Annotated in this window: 24 protein-coding genes; 10 read left to right on the top strand and 14 right to left on the bottom strand. The window is 63.3% G+C overall.

Annotated features, from left to right (window positions below; genetic code table 11):
• Positions 1 to 113: 113 nt before the first annotated feature.
• Positions 114 to 518, top strand: coding sequence for a response regulator (locus tag JOZ76_RS13340; protein WP_291699096.1), 405 nt, complete (start codon positions 114 to 116; stop codon positions 516 to 518).
• Here the strand turns inward: JOZ76_RS13340 and JOZ76_RS13335 are convergent.
• The 7 genes from JOZ76_RS13335 to JOZ76_RS13305 all read right to left on the bottom strand — a co-directional run bounded on the left by JOZ76_RS13335 (position 492) and on the right by JOZ76_RS13305 (position 7,809).
• A complete protein-coding gene (locus tag JOZ76_RS13335; protein WP_291699095.1) occupies positions 492 to 1,976 on the bottom strand; it encodes a sensor histidine kinase in 1,485 nt (494 codons plus the stop codon). The genes JOZ76_RS13340 and JOZ76_RS13335 overlap by 27 nt on opposite strands.
• A gap of 11 nt (positions 1,977 to 1,987) precedes the next feature.
• Entirely contained in the window at positions 1,988 to 2,272 is a 285-nt protein-coding gene (locus tag JOZ76_RS13330) for a circadian clock KaiB family protein (RefSeq protein ID WP_291699094.1), read from the bottom strand.
• Positions 2,269 to 4,035: a circadian clock protein KaiC gene (kaiC, locus tag JOZ76_RS13325; RefSeq protein WP_291699093.1), complete on the bottom strand. Its 1,767-nt coding sequence runs from the start codon at positions 4,033 to 4,035 to the stop codon at positions 2,269 to 2,271. Before kaiC ends, JOZ76_RS13330 begins: the two co-directional genes overlap by 4 nt.
• A 458-nt stretch (positions 4,036 to 4,493) precedes the next feature.
• Positions 4,494 to 4,922 (bottom strand): HIT domain-containing protein, encoded by a 429-nt coding sequence (locus tag JOZ76_RS13320; RefSeq protein ID WP_291699092.1) that lies wholly within the window; start codon positions 4,920 to 4,922, stop codon positions 4,494 to 4,496.
• Positions 4,923 to 5,241: 319 nt separating this feature from the next.
• Positions 5,242 to 6,501: a GNAT family N-acetyltransferase gene (locus JOZ76_RS13315; protein WP_291699091.1), complete on the bottom strand. Its 1,260-nt coding sequence runs from the start codon at positions 6,499 to 6,501 to the stop codon at positions 5,242 to 5,244.
• Between the two features lie 72 nt (positions 6,502 to 6,573).
• Positions 6,574 to 7,326 carry a glycerophosphodiester phosphodiesterase gene (locus JOZ76_RS13310; RefSeq protein ID WP_291699090.1) on the bottom strand — a complete coding sequence of 251 codons (753 nt, stop codon included), beginning with the start codon at positions 7,324 to 7,326 and terminating at the stop codon, positions 6,574 to 6,576.
• Positions 7,327 to 7,341: 15 nt separating this feature from the next.
• Positions 7,342 to 7,809, bottom strand: coding sequence for a RidA family protein (locus tag JOZ76_RS13305; protein WP_291699089.1), 468 nt, complete (start codon positions 7,807 to 7,809; stop codon positions 7,342 to 7,344).
• Between the two features lie 248 nt (positions 7,810 to 8,057).
• On the opposite strand from JOZ76_RS13305, the gene JOZ76_RS13300 reads away from it, so the two are divergent.
• The gene (locus tag JOZ76_RS13300; protein ID WP_291699088.1) at positions 8,058 to 8,915 is read left to right on the top strand and encodes a cell envelope integrity EipB family protein; all 858 of its coding nucleotides are present in this window, start codon (positions 8,058 to 8,060) and stop codon (positions 8,913 to 8,915) included.
• 213 nt (positions 8,916 to 9,128) lie between these two features.
• Here the strand turns inward: JOZ76_RS13300 and JOZ76_RS13295 are convergent, their stop codons facing one another.
• Together JOZ76_RS13295 and JOZ76_RS13290 are read right to left on the bottom strand one after the other, a co-directional pair.
• Positions 9,129 to 10,424, bottom strand: coding sequence for a DNA polymerase IV (locus JOZ76_RS13295; RefSeq protein WP_291699087.1), 1,296 nt, complete (start codon positions 10,422 to 10,424; stop codon positions 9,129 to 9,131).
• Positions 10,421 to 10,720, bottom strand: a complete 300-nt coding sequence (locus tag JOZ76_RS13290) for a DUF3572 domain-containing protein (RefSeq protein WP_291699086.1) — start codon at positions 10,718 to 10,720, stop codon at positions 10,421 to 10,423. Before JOZ76_RS13290 ends, JOZ76_RS13295 begins: the two co-directional genes overlap by 4 nt.
• A gap of 229 nt (positions 10,721 to 10,949) precedes the next feature.
• Between JOZ76_RS13290 and JOZ76_RS13285 the strand changes: the two genes are divergently transcribed.
• Both JOZ76_RS13285 and JOZ76_RS13280 read left to right on the top strand, forming a co-directional pair.
• On the top strand, positions 10,950 to 11,315 hold the full coding sequence (locus JOZ76_RS13285; protein ID WP_291699085.1) for a response regulator: 366 nt from the start codon (positions 10,950 to 10,952) through the stop codon (positions 11,313 to 11,315).
• Positions 11,316 to 11,327: 12 nt separating this feature from the next.
• Positions 11,328 to 12,746 carry a PleD family two-component system response regulator gene (locus tag JOZ76_RS13280; RefSeq protein WP_291699084.1) on the top strand — a complete coding sequence of 473 codons (1,419 nt, stop codon included), beginning with the start codon at positions 11,328 to 11,330 and terminating at the stop codon, positions 12,744 to 12,746.
• A 33-nt stretch (positions 12,747 to 12,779) separates the two neighbouring features.
• On the opposite strand, the gene JOZ76_RS13275 is transcribed toward JOZ76_RS13280, so the two are convergent.
• On the bottom strand, positions 12,780 to 13,178 hold the full coding sequence (locus tag JOZ76_RS13275) for an ester cyclase (protein ID WP_291699083.1): 399 nt from the start codon (positions 13,176 to 13,178) through the stop codon (positions 12,780 to 12,782).
• 65 nt (positions 13,179 to 13,243) lie between these two features.
• Between JOZ76_RS13275 and JOZ76_RS13270 the strand changes: the two genes are divergently transcribed.
• The 3 genes from JOZ76_RS13270 to JOZ76_RS13260 all read left to right on the top strand — a co-directional run bounded on the left by JOZ76_RS13270 (position 13,244) and on the right by JOZ76_RS13260 (position 14,874).
• The gene (locus JOZ76_RS13270) at positions 13,244 to 13,879 is read left to right on the top strand and encodes an NADPH-dependent F420 reductase (RefSeq protein ID WP_291699082.1); all 636 of its coding nucleotides are present in this window, start codon (positions 13,244 to 13,246) and stop codon (positions 13,877 to 13,879) included.
• Between the two features lie 365 nt (positions 13,880 to 14,244).
• A complete protein-coding gene (locus JOZ76_RS13265) occupies positions 14,245 to 14,436 on the top strand; it encodes a hypothetical protein (RefSeq protein WP_291699081.1) in 192 nt (63 codons plus the stop codon).
• Positions 14,437 to 14,580: 144 nt separating this feature from the next.
• Positions 14,581 to 14,874 carry a hypothetical protein gene (locus tag JOZ76_RS13260; RefSeq protein ID WP_291699080.1) on the top strand — a complete coding sequence of 98 codons (294 nt, stop codon included), beginning with the start codon at positions 14,581 to 14,583 and terminating at the stop codon, positions 14,872 to 14,874.
• 46 nt (positions 14,875 to 14,920) lie between these two features.
• On the opposite strand, the gene JOZ76_RS13255 is transcribed toward JOZ76_RS13260, so the two are convergent.
• Complete coding sequence (locus tag JOZ76_RS13255) at positions 14,921 to 15,157, bottom strand: hypothetical protein (RefSeq protein ID WP_291699079.1); 237 nt, start codon at positions 15,155 to 15,157, stop codon at positions 14,921 to 14,923.
• Between the two features lie 692 nt (positions 15,158 to 15,849).
• Between JOZ76_RS13255 and JOZ76_RS13250 the strand changes: the two genes are divergently transcribed.
• The 3 genes from JOZ76_RS13250 to JOZ76_RS13240 all read left to right on the top strand — a co-directional run bounded on the left by JOZ76_RS13250 (position 15,850) and on the right by JOZ76_RS13240 (position 19,077).
• Complete coding sequence (locus tag JOZ76_RS13250) at positions 15,850 to 17,202, top strand: ammonium transporter (protein ID WP_441300026.1); 1,353 nt, start codon at positions 15,850 to 15,852, stop codon at positions 17,200 to 17,202.
• A 419-nt stretch (positions 17,203 to 17,621) separates the two neighbouring features.
• Positions 17,622 to 17,966 (top strand): hypothetical protein, encoded by a 345-nt coding sequence (locus JOZ76_RS13245; protein WP_291699077.1) that lies wholly within the window; start codon positions 17,622 to 17,624, stop codon positions 17,964 to 17,966.
• Positions 17,956 to 19,077, top strand: coding sequence for a DUF6745 domain-containing protein (locus JOZ76_RS13240; RefSeq protein WP_291699076.1), 1,122 nt, complete (start codon positions 17,956 to 17,958; stop codon positions 19,075 to 19,077). Before JOZ76_RS13245 ends, JOZ76_RS13240 begins: the two co-directional genes overlap by 11 nt.
• 132 nt (positions 19,078 to 19,209) lie before the next feature.
• On the opposite strand, the gene JOZ76_RS13235 is transcribed toward JOZ76_RS13240, so the two are convergent.
• From JOZ76_RS13235 to JOZ76_RS13225, 3 genes are all read right to left on the bottom strand, one after another.
• Positions 19,210 to 19,740 (bottom strand): hypothetical protein, encoded by a 531-nt coding sequence (locus JOZ76_RS13235; RefSeq protein ID WP_291699075.1) that lies wholly within the window; start codon positions 19,738 to 19,740, stop codon positions 19,210 to 19,212.
• A gap of 97 nt (positions 19,741 to 19,837) precedes the next feature.
• Positions 19,838 to 20,005, bottom strand: coding sequence for a 50S ribosomal protein L33 (gene rpmG, locus JOZ76_RS13230; protein ID WP_291699074.1), 168 nt, complete (start codon positions 20,003 to 20,005; stop codon positions 19,838 to 19,840).
• A gap of 127 nt (positions 20,006 to 20,132) precedes the next feature.
• The gene (locus JOZ76_RS13225) at positions 20,133 to 21,458 is read right to left on the bottom strand and encodes an LLM class flavin-dependent oxidoreductase (RefSeq protein ID WP_291699073.1); all 1,326 of its coding nucleotides are present in this window, start codon (positions 21,456 to 21,458) and stop codon (positions 20,133 to 20,135) included.
• Positions 21,459 to 21,741: the final 283 nt, after the last annotated feature.

The following is a 21,741-nucleotide window of genomic DNA, read 5'->3' as shown; positions in this document are numbered from 1 at the left end:
GCGGCGCCAGGTACCAATTGCACAAGGCGCTCGGATGCCGATCCCACCTGGAATGGAAATATTTCACGCCTGGAACGTTCGACATGGCACATCCAGACCGAGGGAGGAGTGTCGTGCCCGCCGAAAAAGTTCCACTGGCTGGTCAACGTATCCTGATCGCCGAGGATGAGAGCTTCATTGCGTTCGAGCTCGCAGCAATGATGGAACGGTTGGGCTGTACGGTGGTCGGACCGGTGTCTCGGGTCGAAGAAGTGTTGCGGCATGCAGTTGAAGGCTGGTGCGACGGTGCACTCCTCGACGTCAACCTGCGCGGCCAGCTGATTTTCGAGATCTTGCCCAGGCTCCAGGCCGTGAGGCTGCCGCTCATCATTAGCTCGGGCTACCAGGACATAAACTTCTATCCAATGAATTTTCGGATGCTGCCGCGCATCGGCAAGCCGGTTGATGAACGCGAACTGCGGCGAGTCTGCGAGCTGGTGTTTGGCAATTCGCTAAGGGATGGCCGATTTGACGCCTGAGGCCGGGTCCGCTCGCACTCGAAATCTGAGCGTGCAGCGCAGCCCAAGCGGATCGAAGTCGAATTCGCTCCCCCCGTCGAGATCGTAGGCGATGACGCGGTCGATCAGCCGCGTTCCGAATCCCGACGAACTGCCGAGTTCCACCTTCGGACCGTCCCGCTCGAGCCATACCAGTTCGACCGTTTGACCAGCGCCGGCCAATCGCCAAGTGATATCGATCCGCCCGTCTTCCGACGACAGAGCGCCGTATTTCGCGGCGTTCGTGGCCAACTCATGAAACGCCATGGAGAGCGGAAGCAGCGCATCGGCCGGGAGCAGGATGGCCGGCCCGTCGATCGTCACACGTCGGCTATCGACTGAGTGATAGGGCGAGAGGACCGCGCTGAGCAGATCCTTGAGGCCGGTGCCGATCCACCGGGTCTCGGTCAAAATGTCATGCGCAAGCGCTACCGCCTTGAGGCGCCCCGAAAACGCCGCCGTAAAACCGTCCAGTGATGAGGAGGACCCTGCCGTCTGCGAGGCCACCGATCGCACGATCGCAAGGATGTTCTTGACCCGATGATTGAGCTCTGCGACCAGCATCGCCTGCTGTTCCTCGGCGTGCTTCCGCTCGGTTATGTCCGTGAGCGTCACGATCGACCCGACACATGCCTTGTTGTCATCGTAAAGCGGGCCCGCGCTGAGCAGGAAAGAACGGTTTGACAGCCGCTCGCCCCGCAATTTGACTTCCACGCCGTGGAAAGGTTTCGCGGCCAATAGGCGGTCGAGACTCTCGGCGGAAAAGCGCGCCAATGTTCCGGCCTGATCGGCACTTTGCGCCTCGAGCGGAAACGCCTTCGAAAACGTGCAACCAACAGGCGGCTGCTCGGCGAGCTCCTCGGCCAACGCGCTTGCATGCGTGATGTGGCCGCCGGGACTCAGCACGACGATCGCTTCCGTGGCCTGTTCGAGAACAGATCGGGCGAAGCGTTCGGCTGCAGCGATCTGTTCAGCGCGGCGATGCATCGAAAGATCTGTCAGCGTGACCAATGTCGTCACGTTCGAATCGTCGATCGAAATCGCGCGGGTCCAGACCTTGACCGGGACCGACGTGGTGTCGGCGCGCAACAGTGTCGCCTCCATCGACACGTCCGCGTTCAGCCGCGGACCGTTACCCTCGAACAGCGTGGCGATGCGTCGGCCAACGAGGTCGTCCGCGGGATGGCCGGTGAGCTCGGAGACCCGCCCATTGACGTAAAGGATGGTGCCATCGGTCCCGCACGTCAGGGCGCCGTCGCTCATGTGCTCGACAAGGACGCGATAAGGTTTGTCGGCGCCTTGAAGCAGGATGATCTCGGGGCTTTCCTGATCCGTGATGACCACCACAGCGTCCACATGCCCGTGATGTATGGCGCGAATGGTTTCGTCAGCGTCTTGAAACAGCGGCGGCGGCGCAATCGTAGGCTCGAGATCTGACATGGAACACTCATTCAGGTTGGCTGAATGTCGAGACCGACCAGCACCTTTTCGACGTTGGACAGATCGCCGATGATTCGCTTGAGTGGTTCCGGCAACTCGCGGATCAGCGTTGGAATCGCTACGATCTGGTGCCGTCGGGCCAGGGCTGGATTCTTGATCAAATCGACGATTTCGATCTCATAACGGCCGGGAAGATGCTGTTCGCAGATTTTCTTCAGGTTCGCGATGGCGGCCATCGATCTCGGGGTTTGGCCGGCAACGTAGAGCCTGAGATTGTATCCGTCCTGGTCCGTCATGGCTTTTCCAATCGGCTCTTCTGCGTGGTGGCAGCTTTCGGGCCTGGCGTTGCCGCGACGTGCCGGCTCTTGGCGATTGCAGCACGGTCGGTGGCCAGCTGGTCCTCACGCACGACGTCTTCGCGATTGAGGAGCGCGTCCTCGTCGACCTCGCGGGCGAGTTGAGCCTGCAAGACTTCGATCTGCGCACTGATCTCGCGTCGCTTGCGCTCCAGATTGCGAGAGCGCCGTTGCATCTCCTGCTCGCGGGTGAGGGCTTCGGCCTTGTCCCTGGCCTCCTGTGCAAGACGTGCCGAGCCGGTCAAGACACCTGCCGGTCCGACATAGGCCTCGCGCAGCTTGATGCCGTTGGGCGACAGGATGAACTCCCGTATCTGGTTGGAATGCGCCATGCCGCGCGATTTCAGGAGATAGATCTGCCGGTTGTGCTCGCCATTGCCCTCGCGATTGTAGAGCAACAGCCAGGTATCCATCAGCGACGAAACCTGCATGGCGGTGGCCGCGCTCTCCGCCGAACCGGTGTTCAGGTTCGTAAACAGCGCCGTAACGGCGCGCTCCTTCAGGAAGTCGACGAGCCGAAGGATCATTGAATGTACGTCATTGGCCATGCCCGCGCCCATCAGCGCGGACATCGGATCGACGACGACCGCGGCGGGTTGGAACTCGGCGACGTCCCGATGCATCCCCGCCAGGTGGGTCTCCAAACCGTATAGGTTCGGTCGTCGCGCCTTGAAATTCAACAGACCCTCGTCGACCCATTTCTTCAGATCGATCCCGATCGAACGCATGTTGCGCATGATCTGCTGCGGCGATTCTTCCATCGCGAAATAGATGCAACGCTCGCCCGACGCGCAGGCGGAGTTGATGAAATGCGCCGCGACCGTCGATTTTCCGCTGCCGGCCATTCCGGATACGAGAATGCTGGAGCCTTTGAAGTAACCCTTGCCTTCGAGCATCGCGTCGAGGTCGGGTATTCCGCTTGAAACACGTTCGGCGGAGGCCTGGTGTGTGAGTCCGCTCGACGTAATCGGCATCACGGTGATGCCCTGCTCGTCGATGATGAACGGATACTCGTTGGTGCCGTGCGCCGACCCGCGGTATTTGATGACCCGCAAGCGGCGTGTCGAAAGCTGATCTTGAACCCTGTTGTCGAGCACGATCACGCAATCGGCCACATATTCTTCCAGCCCGTAGCGCGTCAGCGTTCCGTCGCCACGTTCGGCCGTGATGATCGCGGTCACGCCCTTTTCTTTGAGCCACTCGAACAGCCGGCGCAACTCGGCGCGCAGCATGGCCTGATTCTGAAGTCCGCTGAACAACGTCTCAATGGTATCGATGACGACCCGCTTGGCGCCCACCGTATCGATTGCGTGCCCGAGTCGGATGAAAAGTCCATCGAGATCATAGTCGCCCGATTCGGCGATCTGCGTAGGTTCGACGCGGACGTGGTCGAAGGCGAGCTTGTTCTCGGCGATCAGCGCTTCCAGATCGTAGTTGAGCGAACCGACGTTCTTGACCAGGTCCTCCGGTTGCTCTTCGAATGTGATGAAAACGCCTGGCTCGTGAAACTCTACTGCGCCCTTGTAAAGGAATGTCAGCCCAAACAGGGTCTTGCCGCAGCCCGCCGCGCCGCAGAGCAATGTTGGCCGGCCCTTTGGCACCCCGCCATAGGTCACTTCGTCCAAGCCGCTGATCCCGGTCGGTGATTTTTCTATGCCAGCAACGCGACGCGACGGCAGCTTCGCCGGCCCATCAGCCTTCATGAAAACCCCCTTGCGGTCTGATCACGGCATTCCTGGGCCCCCAATCGCCCGACACGTGCGAGCCATTGCAGCGCAGAGATCGTCGATGGGATAGGACTTTTTTGGCGCGCAAGGTCCCCCCGCTCTCAGGAGTAATACCAACCGGGCACAATCGAGCAGGTTCCCTGGAGGTGGTTAGGTTGATTTCGCCGCTCCGCAACAAGAACACCTCCATCGGAGCGAGGTTTAATTTGGGTGGTTTTCTACCAGCGCGTTTGAAGCGGCCCGCGCCGCGCTTGTCGTCGCCGCCCTGCACGGCGGTCCGGTCGCTGACGACCGCTCAGGTCCTATGCCTTGATTGGGTCTGGCGACGTTCGGCAGCCGACACGAGCATCGAGACGATGCAACGGGCCCGATCTGCGAACCCTGACGGGGTCCGGCGATTTGCAGTTTCAGGACCAGAATGACGAAACTGACATTTACGTCCCCTGCAGCGCGGCGATCAGTTTGGCCGCATGGTCTTCGAGCACCTTTGCGTCCTCGCGGCGGCTCGCCGGCGGCAACAGCGCGATGCCGTCATGCCTTGGCATCACATGCACATGAAGGTGAAACACGACCTGGCCGCCGGAGGCCTCGTTGAACTGCTGGATGGTGAGGCCGTCGGCGTTGAAGGCAGTCTTCGCCGCGGCCGCGATCTTGTGGGTGGCACGCGCGACATGCAGATAGTCTTCGAGCTTGATGTCGATGATGTTGCGGGCGGACGCCTTCGGGATGACCAGCGTGTGGCCCGGCGAGCGCGGCATGATGTCGAGGAAGGCCAGCACATGGTCGTCCTCAAAAACCTTGTGGCAGGGGAATTCGCCGCGCAGGATTTTTGCAAAAATGTTGTTCGGGTCGTAGGCGGTCATGGCGGCTCCCTCAAAAGTTCGCGTTCCAGAGCGGGATGAAGTTGAAAGCGGTTTCTCCGCACTCGCCGCTTACCTCTCTCCGCTTGCGGGGAGAGTATAGGCCGCCTTCGGCGGCCGTTCTTAAGAACGCCGAAGCGAAGCTTCGGCTATGTCGCTGCAGCGATGCGGGTGAGGGGGACTCTCCACAAACTCGGCTGGTGGAGACTCCCCCTCACCCCAACCCCTCTTCCCGCAAGCGGGGAGAGGGGGTGCACCTCCGGCGCGGCTCCGATCGAGCCTCATCTCATCGTGTGCTACTCGCACCGTCGGCGGCGGGACGTCAAGGCGTCTCGTCTGCACCCTTGCGGAACGGCCCGGCTTCGCTGAGCTCGCGTCCGGCCTCGGCGACATAGGCGCGCTCGCGTTTCAGATAGTCGGCGATGGCCCGGCGCAGCGAGCGATCGGCGATGTAATGGGCGGAGTAGGTGGTCTGCGGCAGGTAGCCGCGCGCGATCTTGTGCTCGCCCTGGGCGCCGGCCTCGACCACCTGCAGGCGATGCTGAATGGCGAAGTCGATGGCCTGATAGTAGCAGACTTCGAAATGCAGGAACGGATGGTGTTCGATCGTCCCCCAGTTGCGGCCGAACAGCGTGTCCGAGCCGATGAAATTGATCGCGCCGGCGATCCAGCGGTCGTTGCGTTTGGCCATCACCAGCAGCACGTCGCTCGCCATGCTCTCGCCGACCAGCGAGAAGAACGCACGGGTCAGATAGGGACGGCCCCACTTGCGCGAGCCGGTCTCCATGTAGAAGGCGAAGAAGGCGTCCAAAACCTCTTCGGTGATGTCGCTGCCGGTCAGCCAATGGATGGTGATGCCGGCGACAACGGCGTCGCGGCGCTCGCGCTTGATCTGCTTGCGATGGCGCGAATTGAGGGTGGCGAGAAAATCGTCGAAGCTGGAAAAGCCGTGATTGTGCCAATGGAATTGCTGGTCGGTCCGCTGCAGGAAACCATGCTCGGCGAGGTGCTTCCATTCCGCCTCCCGCGCAAAAGTGACATGCGCTGACGAGGCCTTGCTGATGCCGCACAGCGCGATCAGCCCCTCGGCTAGCGCCGCACTGATGCGCTCGCGATCGACACCGTCGCGGATCAGGAGCCGCGGACCGGTTGCCGGCGTGAAGGGAACCGAGACCTGCAGTTTTGGATAATAGCGGCCGCCGGCATGCGCATAGGCCTCGGCCCAGCCGCGGTCGAAGACATATTCGCCTTGCGAGTGCGATTTCAGATAGCAGGGCGCGATGCCGACGATGCGGTCGTCTATTTTTGCCAGGAGATGACGGGGCCCCCAGCCGGTGCGCGCGCAAGCCGACGCCGAAGATTCGAGCGCAGCGAAAAATGCATGGGAAACGAAGGGGTTGTAGTAAGGCTTTGAATTTGACAGGGAAGCGGTGGCAAGCTCCGCTGAGAAAGCGGATGAAGCAGATCCGTTGAGGCTGTGAGCCGCGCAGCCTGCTCCGGGATTGGCACACGCATCCCACGCCTCGACCGGAACATCGGCCACGGCGGGCACGGCTTCGAGACTGATTTCGGTTTCAGTCATTCCAACTCTTCTGATCGCCCCCGGCACGGTACCGAGCAAAGATCGTGCATTGCAGCACGGACTTCAAGGGCATCACGTCTCCGGCAAAAAGCCTTCAAAGATCATCTGGTCGGCAAAGCGTACGGCACGCGCGCGCTGGCCTTCCGTGCGCACCGTCCAGGCGAGCAGCGGACAGCCAAAAATGTTGCGGGCGATCCAGGGCGCCGGCGCCGGCAGCTGGTCGATCCAGAACGCGATGAAATGCGGTTCGGTACGAAAGCCGTGACGGAGATGGAGCATGCTCGCGCGCTGCGCGGATGTCAGCTCGGCCCAATAGCCGTTATCATAGCTGCGCTGCGCGACGATGCCGCGCAACAGCTTTGGCATGGTCTCGCGCAAGGCGAGCACCTTGTCGGGGTCGAAGGACATGCCGACCGCCGGTCCGGAATAGCCTTCCAGCACTTCTGCCATCCGCTTCACCAGGCGGCGGTCACCGTCAAAATGGCTCTTCACCTCGATCACCAGCGGCACGCGTCCGGCCACGCGGGCGCAGAGGTCGGCGAGCGTCATCATGCGCTCGCCCGTGTCCTTGAAGGCGACTGCCTTCAGCTCGGCCGCGGTCTTGTCGATGAGCTTGCCGCTTCCATCGGTGAGCCGGCCCAGCGCCTCGTCGTGATGCACCATGGCCTCGCCGTCACCGGTGAGCTGGATGTCGACCTCGATGGCGAAACGGCCCGCGATCGCCGCATCGATCGCGCCCGGCATGTTTTCGACGACGCCGCGCGCAACATCATGCAGGCCGCGATGAGCGACCGGCCGCGCCGTGAGCCAGTCCGGTGCACGCAATGAAAAAGCTCTCGTTCAGGAGACCTCGAAGAGTCCTTCGACCTCGACGGCGGCATCGGCGGGCAACGATGCCACGCCCACGGTGGTGCGGGCATGCCGGCCCTTGTCGCCGAACGCCAGCACCATCAGGTCGGAGGCGCCGTTCAGCACTTTTGGCCCGTCGAGAAAATCCGGCGCCGAATTGACGAAGCCCCCGATCCGCACCACGCGCACGACCTTGTCGAGGTCGCCGAGCGCCGCCTTGACTTGTGCGAGCAGGTTGATCGCGCAGCCGCGCGCCGCGGCCGCGCCCTGCTCGGTGGTGACGGTCGCGCCGAGCTTGCCCTTGGCAATCAACTTGCCCGCGGCGTCGAAGCAGACCTGGCCGGACACGAACAACAGGTTGCCGGTGCGGACGAAGCCGACATAGTTGGCGACCGGCGCGACCGGTTCGGGCAGGACGATGCCTTCGGCGGTTAATTTTTGTTCAACTGATCCTGCCATGCTTCATCCCCAGTTCATCGCGATCGGCTCATCGTGCCGAAAACGCCATTCTTGCTCTGTTTCGCGCATCGCGGTGCGACATGCAAGCGAGCGGCTGCTCGCGAGCAGGTGACGAGCTGCGGGAGTGGCCGCGCTTTGGCGCCAAGGAAGCAACTTTCCGTGATGCGGCCCTAGTTGCGGCGCAATAGAGCGGTCTCTAATGTGACACTTCTTCCGGCTTCTCCCCCTTAAGACCTCAAGGATACGTCATGGTGCATCCGTTCCGGACCTTGCTTGGTGTATCGGCTTTTCTGTTGGCCAGCGCCGTCATGTCCGGCGGAGTCGCAGATGCTGCGGCCGGCGTAGCCTTTCTGCCGCATCAGGCACTGTATGAACTGAGCCTGGTGAGGTCGCGCGGTTCGACCACGATCAACAGCGCGCGCGGGCGCATCCTGTATAATTTCTCGGGCAGCGCCTGCGAGGGCTATACGTCGGATTTCCGGCAGGTCTCCGAGCTCGACGCCGGGGAGGGCAAAGTCACCTTGAGCGACCTGCGCTCGACCTCCTGGGAAGATGCCGCCGGCAAAAGCTATCGCTTCAAGATCGACGCGCGCATGAACGATGGCGATTCCAAGCCGGTCGACGGCATCGCCGAGCGGACCGGCGACCACATCACGGTCAAGCTGAAGCAGCCGGAAACCAAGACCTTTACCATCGACGGTGCGGTGGTGTTCCCGACCGAGCAGATCCGGCGCATCATCGAGTCCGCGCGCGAGGGCAAGTCGCTGCTGGAGCTCACCGTCTATGATGGATCGGAAAATGGCGAGAAAATCTACAACACGCTGACGGTGATCGGAAAACCGATCTCTCCCGACCGCGCGATCGGTGAACCCGATCCCTCGACCACGTCAGACCAGATGAAGACGCTGACGCGCTGGCCGGTCACGGTGAGCTATTTCGACCGCGAGGCCAAGGCGAAGGAGGGCGAGGAAACGCCGATCTACGCGATGTCGTTCGAGCTTTATGAGAACGGCGTCTCCCGCTCGCTGGTGCTGGACTACAATGATTTCGTGATCGCCGGCACGCTCGGCAAGTTCGACGTCCACGATTCCAAGCCGTGCAATTGACGGCAACAAGTCCAGAGGACTTGTTGCCGTCATCCCGGGGCGCGCGCAGCGCGAACCCGGGATCTCGAGATTCCGGGTTCGCCTCTTCGAGGCGCCCCGGAATGACGCGTAAGCCATACCGTCATTGCGAGCGAAGCGAAGCAACCCCTCTCCGCGGGGACAGTCTGGATTGCTTCGGCGCTATGCGCCTCGCAATGACGGGTTGCGACGGCTCTATTCCGCCTTTTCCGGCCCATCATAGGCGATGCCGCGGATCACGGCGCCCTGGCCGAACTTCTTGCGCAGATTGTCGATGGCGCGCTCGGCGTGGGCGGAGCGGCGGTCGAGCATGTCGAAGGCATCGTCATCGGCCGAGCCCGGCCGCAGGGCGCTGACACCGGCGCCCATCAGGCGGAATGCGGTACCGTCGATTTCTTTCGCCAGCATCTCGCGGCAGACCGAGAAGATCCGCGCTGCCAGTTGCGTCGGCGCCGCGATCGACTGCGCGCGCGTGCGCTGGCGGAAATCGGCGGTCTTCAGCTTGAGCGTGATGGTGCCGCCGGACAGGCTGGCGTTTTTCAGCCGCCCCGAGACCTTTTCCGAGAGCCGCCACAGCAGCTTTTCCAGCGTGGCAAAATCGCGGATGTCGGTCTCGAACGTGGTCTCCGCGGAAATCGTTTTGGCGCCGCGATCGGGCACCACACGGCGCTCGTCGATGCCGCGCGCCAGCCGCCACAGCCGCTGCCCCTCGCTCGGGAATTGCTTCATCAGCTCGATCTGATCGGCGCGCTGCAGGTCGGCGATGATGCGAAAGCCGCGGGATGCGAGCCGCGCTTCGCTTGCGGGTCCGACACCAAAAATGAAGCCAACCGGCTTGTCGGCGAGCAGGGTGCGGGCGTCCTCCTGATCCAGCGCGGCAAAGCCGCGGGGCTTGTCGAGATCGGAGGCGATCTTGGCCAGAAACTTGTTGCAGGACAGCCCGACCGAGACCGTGATGCCGATCTCGCGCTCGACCTCTTGGGCAAAGCGCGCCAGCACCTTTGCCGGGATCATGCCATGGACGCGCTCGGTGCCGGAGAGGTCCAAAAACGCCTCGTCGATCGACAGCGGCTCGACCAGCGGCGTCAGCGCCAGCATGGCTTGGCGTACCTCGCGCCCGACCCGGACATATTTGGCCATGTCCGGCGGGATCACGGCCGCCGAGGGGCAAAGCGCCAGCGCCTTGAACATCGGCATCGCCGAGCGGACCCCGAAGGTGCGGGCGACGTAGCACGCCGCCGATACCACGCCGCGCTTGCCGCCGCCGATGATGACCGGGCGGTCGGCGAGGTCCGGATTATCCCGCTTCTCGACCGTGGCATAGAACGCGTCACAGTCGATGTGCGCGGTCGTGAGCGCAGCCAGCTGCGAATGACGGACGAGGCGAGGGGAACCGCAGGCGCTGCAGCGCCGCGCCGCGGTATCGAGATCGGCAAGGCAGTCCCGGCAGAAGCAGGTCCGGGTCTTTTCCGCTGGTCGCGCCGTGCTCACGGCACGTCGCGTTCCCACCTGACATCGCCGAGCGCCTGATGGGCGGCGGCAATGGTGGTCGGGTGATGCTCGGAGGCTTTGGCAAAGGCCTTCACGGTCGCATCATCGCGCATCACGAAATCGAGGACGCTGCGCAAAAATTGCGGGTCTGACGCGGCGGTGCGCAAGGTTGCGGGGCCGATTCCCGTCTCGGAGAGGAAACGGCCCAACAGTTCCGCATCGGCGGCGATGAAGGACAGCGCCTGAACCGCAACGATTTCAGCGACTTCCCGAGGGTTTTGAACAGGCTTTTTCAAGGCGCCGGTTTGCCTTTCCATTAACTTATGGTCACTAGATTCGAGCCATCATGCCCGAGTCTCTCCAACCTGTTCAAGCAAGTGGAAACCACATCGGGAGAAGATGGACGTAGGATTTAACCGGTTAGAGCGAATCTGACGCTACTTTGACTCGAGATTTTCGGTATGGGCGGTTGGGGTGTCCGTCGTATCGTGAGCACGGGGCTGCAAACGGATTGGGAGGGGCGGGATGGCAAAAACCGTCCTGATCGTGGAGGACAACGAGCTGAATATGAAGCTCTTTCGCGATCTGTTGGAAGCGCATGGCTACCAGACCTCCGGCACCAGCAACGGTTTCGAGGCGCTCGATCTCGTGCGCAAGATGCGCCCTGATCTGATCCTGATGGATATTCAGCTGCCGCAGGTCTCGGGCCTCGAAGTGACGCGCTGGATCAAGGACGATCCGGAGCTGCGCTCGATCCCCGTGGTCGCCGTGACGGCATTTGCGATGAAGGGCGACGAGGAGCGCATCCGCGAGGGCGGCTGCGAGGCCTATTTGTCAAAACCGATCTCGGTCGGCAAATTCATTGAGACCGTGCGTAGGTTTATTGGTTAAGAGGTTGTTTCGATGTCCGCGCGTATCCTCGTGGTCGATGATGTTCCGGCCAACGTCAAGCTGCTGGAAGCGCGGCTATCGGCGGAATATTTCGATGTGCTGACCGCGGCGAACGGCGCGGAAGCCCTGCGCATCTGCCAGCGCGCCGAATGCGACATCATCCTGCTCGACGTCATGATGCCGGACATGGACGGCTTTGAGGTCTGCCGCAAGCTGAAGTCGAACCCGGCGACCCATTTCATCCCGGTGCTCATGGTGACGGCATTGGACAGCCCCGCCGACCGCGTGCGGGGGCTGGAGGCCGGCGCCGACGATTTTCTGACCAAGCCGGTGTCCGACCTCGTGCTGATCGCCCGCGTCCGCTCGCTGACGCGGCTCAAGATGATGACGGACGAGCTGCGCATGCGCGCGCTGACCTCTCTGGAGATCGGCGTGCAGGCGCCCGAGCGCCACGCGGTGGCGGACACGGGCAAGGGCGGGCGCATTCTGCTGGTCGATGATCGGCTGGCGTCCTATGAGCGGCTGGCGCCGATGCTGGCCGCCGAACACACCGTCGATGTCGAGCCCAATCCGGCGGAAGCGCTGTTTCATGCCGCCGAGGGCAATTACGACCTCTTGATCGTCTCGCTCGACCTCGACAATTTCGACGGGCTTCGGCTGTGCAGCCAGGCGCGCTCGCTGGAGCGCACCCGCCACGTGCCTATACTGGCGATCGCGGAGACCGAGAACAATGCGCGGCTGCTCCGCGGCATGGAGATCGGCGTCAACGATTATCTGCTGCGCCCGGTGGACAAGAACGAGCTGCTGGCGCGGGCCCGCACCCAGATCAAGAAGCGCCGCTACACCGATCATCTGCGCGACAACGTGCAGAACTCGATCGAGATGGCGATCACCGATGCGCTGACCGGCCTGCACAACCGCCGCTACATGGAGTCGCATCTTTCGACGCTCGCCGACCAGGCCGCCAGCCGCGGCAAGCCGCTGGCGCTGATGATGCTCGACATCGACTTCTTCAAGTCGATCAACGACAATCATGGCCACGATGCCGGCGATGACGTGCTGCGCGAATTCGCGGTGCGCGTGCGCAAATCGATTCGCGGCATCGATCTCGCCTGCCGCTATGGCGGCGAGGAGTTCGTGATCGTGATGCCGGAGACCGACCTGCATGTCGCCGGCATGGTCGCCGAGCGGCTGCGTCGGGCGATCGCGAGCGAGCCGTTCACCGTGCACAAGGGCGCGAGGCGCATCGAGGTCACGACCTCGATCGGGCTGTCGGCCCTGGAGAACAAGAGCGAGGAGGTCGCCGACGTGCTGAAGCGCGCCGACAACGCGCTCTACCGCGCCAAGCACGAGGGACGAAACCGCGTCGTGGCCGATGAGAGTGCGAACGGCCCCGGCCGCCTGCCGCAGGCCAGCGGCGGACGGCGGTAACGCTCGGGACCTCGATACGGCCCGTCGGTGCGCTCATCGTTGCAGCGAAAGCTGGGCTTCGATCGCAGCCTTGTCGATGACGGACCAAACCTGCACGATCCTGTCGCCCCGAAATTCGTAGAACACGTTCTCGGCAAACGAGACTCTCGTCCCGTTGACGTCAAGGCCAAGAAACGTTCCCTTCGGCGTGCAGTCGAAGACCAGCCGGCTCGCGACGTAGGGCGGATCGGACGTCAGCAGTTGAATGTTGAAATGAAGGTCCGGAATTTCGGAACAGTCGTTTTCCAGCATCTCGCGATAGCCTGACAATCCGATGCGCCGGCCGTTATAGTGCACATCGTCACCCACGAATTGTTCCAGCATCGTCCAGTCCTGCCGGTTCAGGCACGCAATGTAGCGGCGGTAGACGTCGGAGAGGTCGGCGTTGGTCATGGCAATTGCTCCCGGGAATTATTCCCTGTCTCGTTGGTCTAGAGGAATCAAGGGAGGATCCTCACATGAAAATCGCGATTATCGGCACCGGCACGGTCGGCAGCGCGCTGGCTCGTGGACTGAAGCAATCGCCGCATAAGATCATCCTCGGGGCGCGCGATGCGGCCGACCGTGCCACACAAAGTCTTGCCGCCGATGTCGGCGGGGAACTCGCGTCTCCACGCGAGGCGGCTGGCTCGGCCGAGCTCGTCATCCTGGCGCTGCCATGGGATGTCGCCGAGACGGCCGTCAAGGCGCTCGGCGATCTCACCGGCAAGATCGTGATCGACTGCATGAATCCGGTCGGCATGGTCGGTGGCGCGCTCGGCCTTCTGCTCGGCCATACCACCAGCGGCGGCGAGACTGTCGCTGCCTGGCTGCCGGGCGCACGCGTGGTGAAGACGCTCAATCAGGTCGGCGCGGAAATGATGGCGGACAATGCCGGCCTGCCGCACCGGCCGGTCATGTTCATGGCAGGCGATGATCCAGAGGCAAAATCGATCGTCGCGGCCGTGCTCTCCAACCTCGGTTTCGAGCCGCTCGATGCCGGCGACTTGACCAAGGCGCGTCTGCTTGAACCCTTTGGAATGGTCTGGATCAACCAGGCATTGCTGCGCGGCAAAGGCAGGAGCTGGGCCTTCGCCGCCGTCGAGCGGACGTGAGCCGGCTTTGATTTTCGATCAATGCCGGATCGGCGGGTGCACGAGTCCAATGACCCGGCGCTGCGGCCACGGCCAAAAGTGGAACCCGGAACCTCGCGCTCTCTCCCGGGTTTTCAGATGGGGCGATTGCTGTCGAGGATCGGTGCCATGCTGCTCTCTCCCGATGAACTTCTTCCGCACTGCTCGCGGTGTGGCACTTGGCCCATGCCGGCGGCCTTCATCGAACGGGGCCGGGCCTGGGGACGAATTCGATTCCGCTGCCCGGGCTGTGGCACAGAAGAGCTGCACGAGGTCGGGACGTCAGCCCCGACGCTCGTTCCGCGCGTCAATGCGGGCCAAGGCGCGACGGTGTCCGAGGACAGCAAATGAAGCGCTGGACCATCGGCTGGATCGCCGCGGCCGTTGCGCTGGCCGCGATCCTGATCGTGGTGGTCGACATCATCCGCACGCAGAGCGGCAGGAGCGTCGAAAGCGGTGCGCCGGTGACGAAGACCAGCGAAGCGGCCCGCTCGGCCGGCGCGTTGGTCACGCCCACCGATCCGAACCAGGCGCGGTGAATTCGCAAAAAAAAGCGCTCGACGTCTGCTCGGAACCATCTCGGTGAGCGGATGTTGGGTCCTGCATCCGCCGTCCGGACATCAGCGGTTCCGGACCGGGTCGCGGGCTTCCGCAGCGGCTCAACTCGAAGCAAGGAGCAGCCCATGAGATTGAATTCGGCGCAGGTGACCCAAGTGTTGAGTCAGATGGAAGCGCAGGTTCTTCCCGACGACCATCCGGCGGTGACCGAACTGACCGACGTGTTCGGCGATCACACGTTCTTCCTCGATGAAAGCGGCCTCAAGGTGCTCGAACCGACCGAAATTCCCGAGACCGACGTGCAATCGAGCGAAGTGGTCAGTCTCGCGGACTGGAGCGATGCCACCCTCACGAGCCTGAAGCCGCACGCACCGGAGCCGACCGGCACCGTCATCGTGTTCAGGCCGATCAGACACTGACGCGCGAAGCGTCCGTCCTTGCATGATCGGGCAGGGACCTGCCCGATCATTTAGCGGTGGCGGCGCCGCTGGCCAGTCCGGGCCCGGACGGCAGGTCCGCCCCGGCTTCGCCCACGGCCCAGGGCGGATACGCCGGCCTGCGGCCACCGACCAGCTCCACGCCGGCGCCACCCGGAGCCGTGCCGATGTCGCGCACGAAGGGCGACAGCATCATCGTAAGCGCGACGGCAAGGGCCGCTTTCCGATCTTGGTCATTGCGATACTCCCAGAAAATCGGCGGCATCCGACCACACTCGTCCGCGATCGTCTCGGACTGAGGGGCGGTGCGGTTGGACCATTGGTTTCGCTGGCTGCGCGCCTTGGAAGGCGCACAGTGGTGCGCGGCCGCGGCAGCTCAACCTGAACTCTGCCTAATTTTTCAGCTTTGGCCTGCTGCGTGATGTGGCAAACGCCGGCCGGTTTCCTGGCGGCAGCCGAAAATCGCATGCTCTGCAGCAGCTTAGCAGCGCGGCGCGGGTGGCACGATTCTTGATTAATTTTTGACTAACAACTTTGGGCGGGAACCGCAGCCAGTGGTTGCCGACCCTGGGGGAAAGGGCCGGTTAGCCGTGGGATTTCCATGGGGGGCTTGTCGCCAGTCTCCAGTTCGGTATCGGCCGGATCGCGGCGCCGGACGTACCCCGTTGTTGCATCCGGGATCGGCATTTGCATCGCCTCGGGCAGGCGATCGACATCACACGATCATTCAGGACATTGCGAGATGCGGTTGGCGGGCGACGGGTGGGCGGTCGCCGTTCTTGCCAATGCGCGAACCGCTCGCGTCAAAGCGAGAGGAGATCGGCCAAACGGCACTTGAGCCTTCAAACATCATCTCAAGACTTTTGGGACAAGGAGAGGACGATGGAATTAGGGACTAACGCGCGCCAATGGCTCGCGAGTCAAAGGCTCGCGAATCCAAGGTTGGTAAGTTGGGGTATTGCACTCGCGGGGATCGCGGTTCTCTATCTAGCATGCAGCGGTATGGCGTTCGCGGAGGACGCGGCGGCGACCCCGCCCGCGTGCGGCGGCAAGATCTTGGAAAAATGCACGCCGAATTCCGGCGACACCGCCTGGATGCTGACCTCCGTCGCGCTGGTCCTGATGATGACTATCCCGGGCCTCGGCCTGTTCTATGGCGGCATGGTGCGCAAGAAGAATGTCGGCGACACGGTCATGACCAGTTTTGCGGTTACCTGCCTCGTCACCATTCTCTTCGCCGCCCTGACCTACAGCATGGCGTTTCGCGCCGGCACGCCGTTCGTCGGCGGGCTCGATCGCATGTTCCTGAAGGACATCCTGAGCGATATCGGCAATGGCGGCATCGGCAATCCCAATCCGCTGGCCGCGACCATTCCGGAAGCGGTCTACATCTGCTTTCAGATGACGTTCGCCATCATCACGCCGGCGCTGATCGCTGGCGCCTTTGCCGAGCGCATGAAATTTTCCGCCATGCTGTGGTTCATCGGGCTGTGGGCGATCTTCGTTTATGCGCCGATCGCGCATTGGGTCTGGGGTCCCGACGGAATCTTCAACTCCGGCAATGACGATGCCTGGGTGAAGGTGCTCGATTTCGCCGGTGGAACCGTCGTGCACATCAATGCCGGTGTGGCGGGGCTGATGTGCGCGATCATGCTCGGCCGGCGCAAGGACACGGGACCGGCGCACAACATGGTTTTGACCTTCATCGGCGCTTCATTGCTCTGGGTCGGCTGGTTCGGCTTCAATGCCGGCTCCGCCGTCACGGCGGGCATGCAGGCCGGCATGGCCATGCTGGTGACGCAGATCGCGACAGCCGTCGCGGGGTTCACCTGGATGCTGGTGGAATGGTCGCTGAAGGGCAAGCCGACCGTGGTCGGTATCTGCTCCGGCGCCGTCGCAGGGCTCGTCGCCATCACCCCGGCCTCCGGCTTTGTCGGACCGGTCGGCGCCTTCGCGATCGGGATCGCCGCGGGCGCCGTGTGCTACTGGGGATGCACGGGCCTGAAACACCTGTTCTCCTACGACGACGCACTCGATTGCTTCGGCGTGCATGCGGTCGGCGGCATCGTGGGCGCGCTGCTGACCGGAGTGTTCGCGGTCAAGCAATATGGCGGTACCGCGGGCGTGCTGGAGGGCAATCCCGTCCAATTCCTCAACCAGTGCATCGGCGTGGCGACGGTGTTTGTCTATGACGCGGTCGCCAGCCTGATCATCCTGTTCGTGGTCAAGGCCTTTGTCGGCCTGCGCGTCTCCGAGGACACCGAGCGCGAAGGCCTCGATCTGGCACTGCACGGCGAGGTGGTGCAGTAGGCACAGCGGTCTTGCGTCGGGTTTGCGCCTGCACCGGCCTCCAAACGGCTGGTGCAGGAACTTCAAATCGGGAGTAACGTTGGTGGCGACCACTTTCCGATGTTCGCGCGCTGAGGCATTCGCGGGGGCGAACTTCGAAGATTGGCCACGGGCATGATCCCCGAGAGCGCGCTCCGCGCTCGACAAGCGCGGAGCGTTTTGCGGTTTTCCTCGCAAGGCTTGCGCAACCGCAGCGGCATGAAGGTCGTGTCCAAAACAGGGTGAAGCGCGATAGCGGCAGCGCCGCGCGCTGTTGCGCTTGAGCCCGGGGCGGCCCGCACGCGCCGGCGTTCGCGAGCACGGGCCAGCCTCGAACCAGGGCGGAAGCAATCCCGGCATCGACGCCGCGACGGGATGCCCGGGGAGAAGGAGACGGCAAGATGACTGAGATTTTTGCGCAAGGTGACCTGTTGCTCGAGCGGGTGGCTGATGTCGCGCCATCAGGAACGGTCTCGGACAATGCCGATGGAAGCCCGATGGTGCTGGCGGAAGGCGAGAGGACGGGCCATCACCACGCGATTTTGGACCACGTCACCATGTTCCAGGATGACAAGCTCGCGCGCGACATACCGCCCGGCCTCTATATCGGCCATGTCCAGGTCACGTCGCCCTCCGCGCGGGTGACCCATGAGGAGCACGCGCCGCTGACGCTGCCGCGCGGCACCTATCGGGTTCGCCGCCAACGTGAGCTCGGGCCAAGGGACGCGCGCGTCCTTGCCGACTGAGTTCGAGGCCCTGACGCCGGAGCAGGCGACCGCGCTCGGCGTCTATCGCACGCGCTGGGCCGCGATCCGGCGTTCGACCATATCCGCGGCGCGCAGCGTCGCCGAGGAAGGGGTGCGGCTGGCGTATCGTGCGGCCGGCCTGGCTCCTCCGGCGCGCATCGTGTGGTGCGATGGCCCGATCGCGCTGTCGCATTTTGCGCTCCGCGCGTCAGGTGCCGACGGGCCAAACGTCAAATCCGCGATCCTGGATCGCCCGCATCGGCAGGCGGCGGCTGCGGTCGCAAAGCGCCTGCACCGGCGCATCCGGACCGAGGTGGCGGCCAAGGCGAGCCCCGCCGATCCGCTGGTAGAGGCCGCGGCGGAGATCATCATGCAGGGGGTGGCGCAGGAGGAGGGTCCGCTGCTCGATCGCCTGCGTCGGGCGCGCCCGTTCACCTGGTCCTACGTTCTGAACGCGTTGCTGGGCCGCCAGGGCTTCCGGTTCGAAGCGATCGGCCCGCACGACATGTCCTGGCTCGGCGCCTACGACTACTACCGCAACATCCTCGGGCTGCGCGCCGAGACCGACGTTCTGCAGGGCCTCATCCAGCTCGCGCAGAGCGTCGGCTGGGTGCAACCGCATGCGCGGATCTGCTGGCTGGTGGAGCGGCCGGACCGGCTGCGCGGCGATGGCCGCGACCGGCTTCACGACGAGGGCGCGCCGGCGCTGCGCTTTCGGGACGGCTGGTCGGTGTGGGCCTGGAAGGGTGTCGTGATTCCGAGCTGGCTGATCCTCTATCCCGAACGGATCACGCTCACGATGATCGACCAGGAGCAGAACGTGCAGATCCGTCGCTGCATGATCGAGATCATGACCCCGGAACGCTATGTGCGGCAGGGCGGCGCGGTCCGCGTCGCCGAAGACGAGACCGGCGTGCTGTGGCGCAAGACGTGGCTGTCGGCGGACGCCTGGGCCGCTGTCGAGGTGATCAACGCGACGGCCGAGCCCGACGGCACCCATCAGCATTTCTTCTTGCAGGTGCCGGCCCACATGCGCACCGCGCGCGAGGCGGTGGCCTGGACCTATGGGCTCTCGGCCAATGCCTATAAGCGGCTCGTCGCAAGGACGTGATCGGAACGGCGCATCCCCAACTCCGTCGTCATGCCCGCGCTTGTCGCGGGCATCCACGTCTTACTTGGCGCGTATAGGCAAGACGTGGATGGCCGGGAACAACAAGCCCGGCCATGACGATGGGAGGGAAGCTCAGCTCCGGTAATACCGCCACATGCGCAAGAAGGTGCGGTGGATGACGTCGGGCGGCTGGTCGAACGGTTCGAGATTCACCCGCACCATGTTGTTGTGGCTCATGCGCCAGGGCAGGCGCATGAGGCGCCGGTAGCGCGGCTGCTTGCGCCAGTCCACGACGAGGGCGCTCGACAGCGGAGCGTTGAGCACGATCTGCAGCTCGTGGATGGTCATCGCGCGCTCGGCAATCTGGGCAAGGTCGATGCGCTCGATCGCGCGCCAGCGGATCAGGCCGAACGCCTGCAGGAAGATGCCGTATTGGTTGGCCCCGATGGTGGGGCGTTCGGTCTCGAGCAGAGGGAGGTTGTAGTAGGTGAAGGCCGCCGCGGCGAGCGCCGGCAAGAGCCAGTACAGCGCGCCGGTGATCCAGGCGGCTGTGACGAAGATCGCCGCGAGCGCGGCGGTGATGTAGAGTGGAAAGTAGGTGTCGTCGCGCCCATAGGCGACGGAAAAGCCGCCGACGCTCTTTTCGTCCAAAATTGCGGTCATGGGAGGCCCAGGTCTCCCGGCACGTGATCCTAGCAATCTCGCGACAAAATAAAAACGGGGCCGTGCGGCCCCGTCCAAGTCTTTAGTCCCCGCGATGTTACTTGATCTTGGCTTCGCGGAATTCGACGTGCTTGCGCGCGACCGGATCGTATTTCTTCTTGACCATCTTCTCGGTCATGGTGCGCGAGTTCTTCTTGGCGACATAATAGAAGCCGGTGTCCGCCGTGGACACGAGCTTGACCTTGATGGTGACCGCTTTGGCCATGTTCGAAGACCTCTGAAGGATCAGATTGTGAGGGGTTGAGCGCCGGCCAAAGGAAGGTCCGGATTTGGCCGGCAACCTAGCCGGATGAGGCGCAAAGTCAAGGTTTTAGAGGTAAGATAGGGCTGGCTCAGGCCTCGAAAAACCGGTTTTTGGGCCTGGGCAGGCCGAGGTTCTCCCGCAACGTCCTGCCCTCATACTCGATCCTGAAGACCCCGCGCCTTTGCAGCTCGGGAATGACCTTATCGACGAAGTCGTCGAGCCCCTGCGGCAGATAAGGGAACATGATGTTGAAGCCGTCGGAGCCGCGGCTCAGCAGCCAGTCCTCCATCTGGTCGGCGATGGTTTTGGGCGTGCCGACAAAGGACAGCCCGCCATAGCCGCCGACGCGCTGCGCGAGCTGGCGCACAGTGAGCTTGTCGCGCGCCGCCAGATCGACCAGGCGCTGGCGGCCGCTCTTGGAGGCATTGGTCTCGGGGACTTCGGGCAGGGGACCGTCGGGGTCGAGACCGGAGGCGTCGGTACCGAGAATGACCGAGAGCGAGGCGATCGCGCTGTCGTAATGGACCAGGCTGTCAAGCCTGGCGCGCTTGTCCTTCGCTTCATCGACGCTGTCGCCGACCACGACGAAAGCGCCCGGCAGGATTTTTAAATGCTCGGGATCGCGGCCGATCTTCACCATGCGGCCCTTGATATCGGCATAGAGTTTCTGGCCGTCGGCGAGGCTGCCGCCACCGGTGAACACGGCTTCCGCGGTTTCAGCCGCGAGCTGCTTGCCATCCTCGGACGCGCCGGCCTGCACGATCACGGGCCAGCCCTGCACGGGGCGGGCGATGTTCAGCGGCCCGCGCACTTTCAGATATTTGCCCTGGTGATCCAGCACGTGCATCCGAGCCGGATCGAAGAAGAGCCCTTGCTCGACGTCGCGCAGAAAGGCGTCGTCGGCGAAGGAATCCCAAAGGCCCGTGACCACGTCGTAGAATTCGCGGGCTCGCTTGTAGCGCTCGGCATGCTCCATGTGATCGTCAAGCCCGAAATTCAGCGCGGCATCGGGGTTCGAGGTGGTGACGATGTTCCACCCCGCGCGGCCACCGGAGATGTGGTCGAGCGAGGCAAAGCGGCGGGCAATGTGATAGGGCTCGTCAAAGGTGGTCGAGCCCGTCGCGATCAGGCCGATGTTTTCGGTGGCGCCGGCCAGCGCCGAGAGCAGCGTGAACGGCTCGAACGAGGTGACCGTGTGGCTGCGCTTCAGCGCATTGATCGGCATGTTCAAGACGGCCAGATGATCGGCCATGAAGAAGGCGTCGAACTTGCCGGCCTCGAGCTTTTGGATCAGCCGCTTCAGATGCGGAAAATTGAAATTGGCGTCCGGCCAGGCGCCGGGATAGCGCCACGCGCCGGTATGGATGGAGACGGGGCGCATGAATGCGCCGAGTTTGAGCTGACGTTGTGCCATGGGCGAGGATTCCACGATGAATCTTGTCGGGAATAGATGGGAACTGGCGAACCTGCCGTCATCGGCTTCAGCGAGAACAATCTTGCGATTTGAGTGACGTTCGGAGAAAAAAGCTCGGTCATTGCGAGCCATCCGGTTCGCGCGAAACGCAGCCGGATGACAGGTCCGCGAAGCAATCTAGTTCTCGCCGCGGTGAAAGGATGGCGAGGTGGTCCGGATTCAACATGCGGGTGACGGGTCGAGGGGCGACCACGAGGGTCGCCCCTACATCGTTAACGTCATC

The organism is Bradyrhizobium sp. (genome assembly GCF_019244115.1).
Taxonomy (GTDB): Bacteria; Pseudomonadota; Alphaproteobacteria; order Rhizobiales; family Xanthobacteraceae; genus Bradyrhizobium.
The sequence above is the reverse complement of the archived record's forward strand: the minus strand, read 5'-3'. Positions and strand labels throughout refer to the sequence as shown.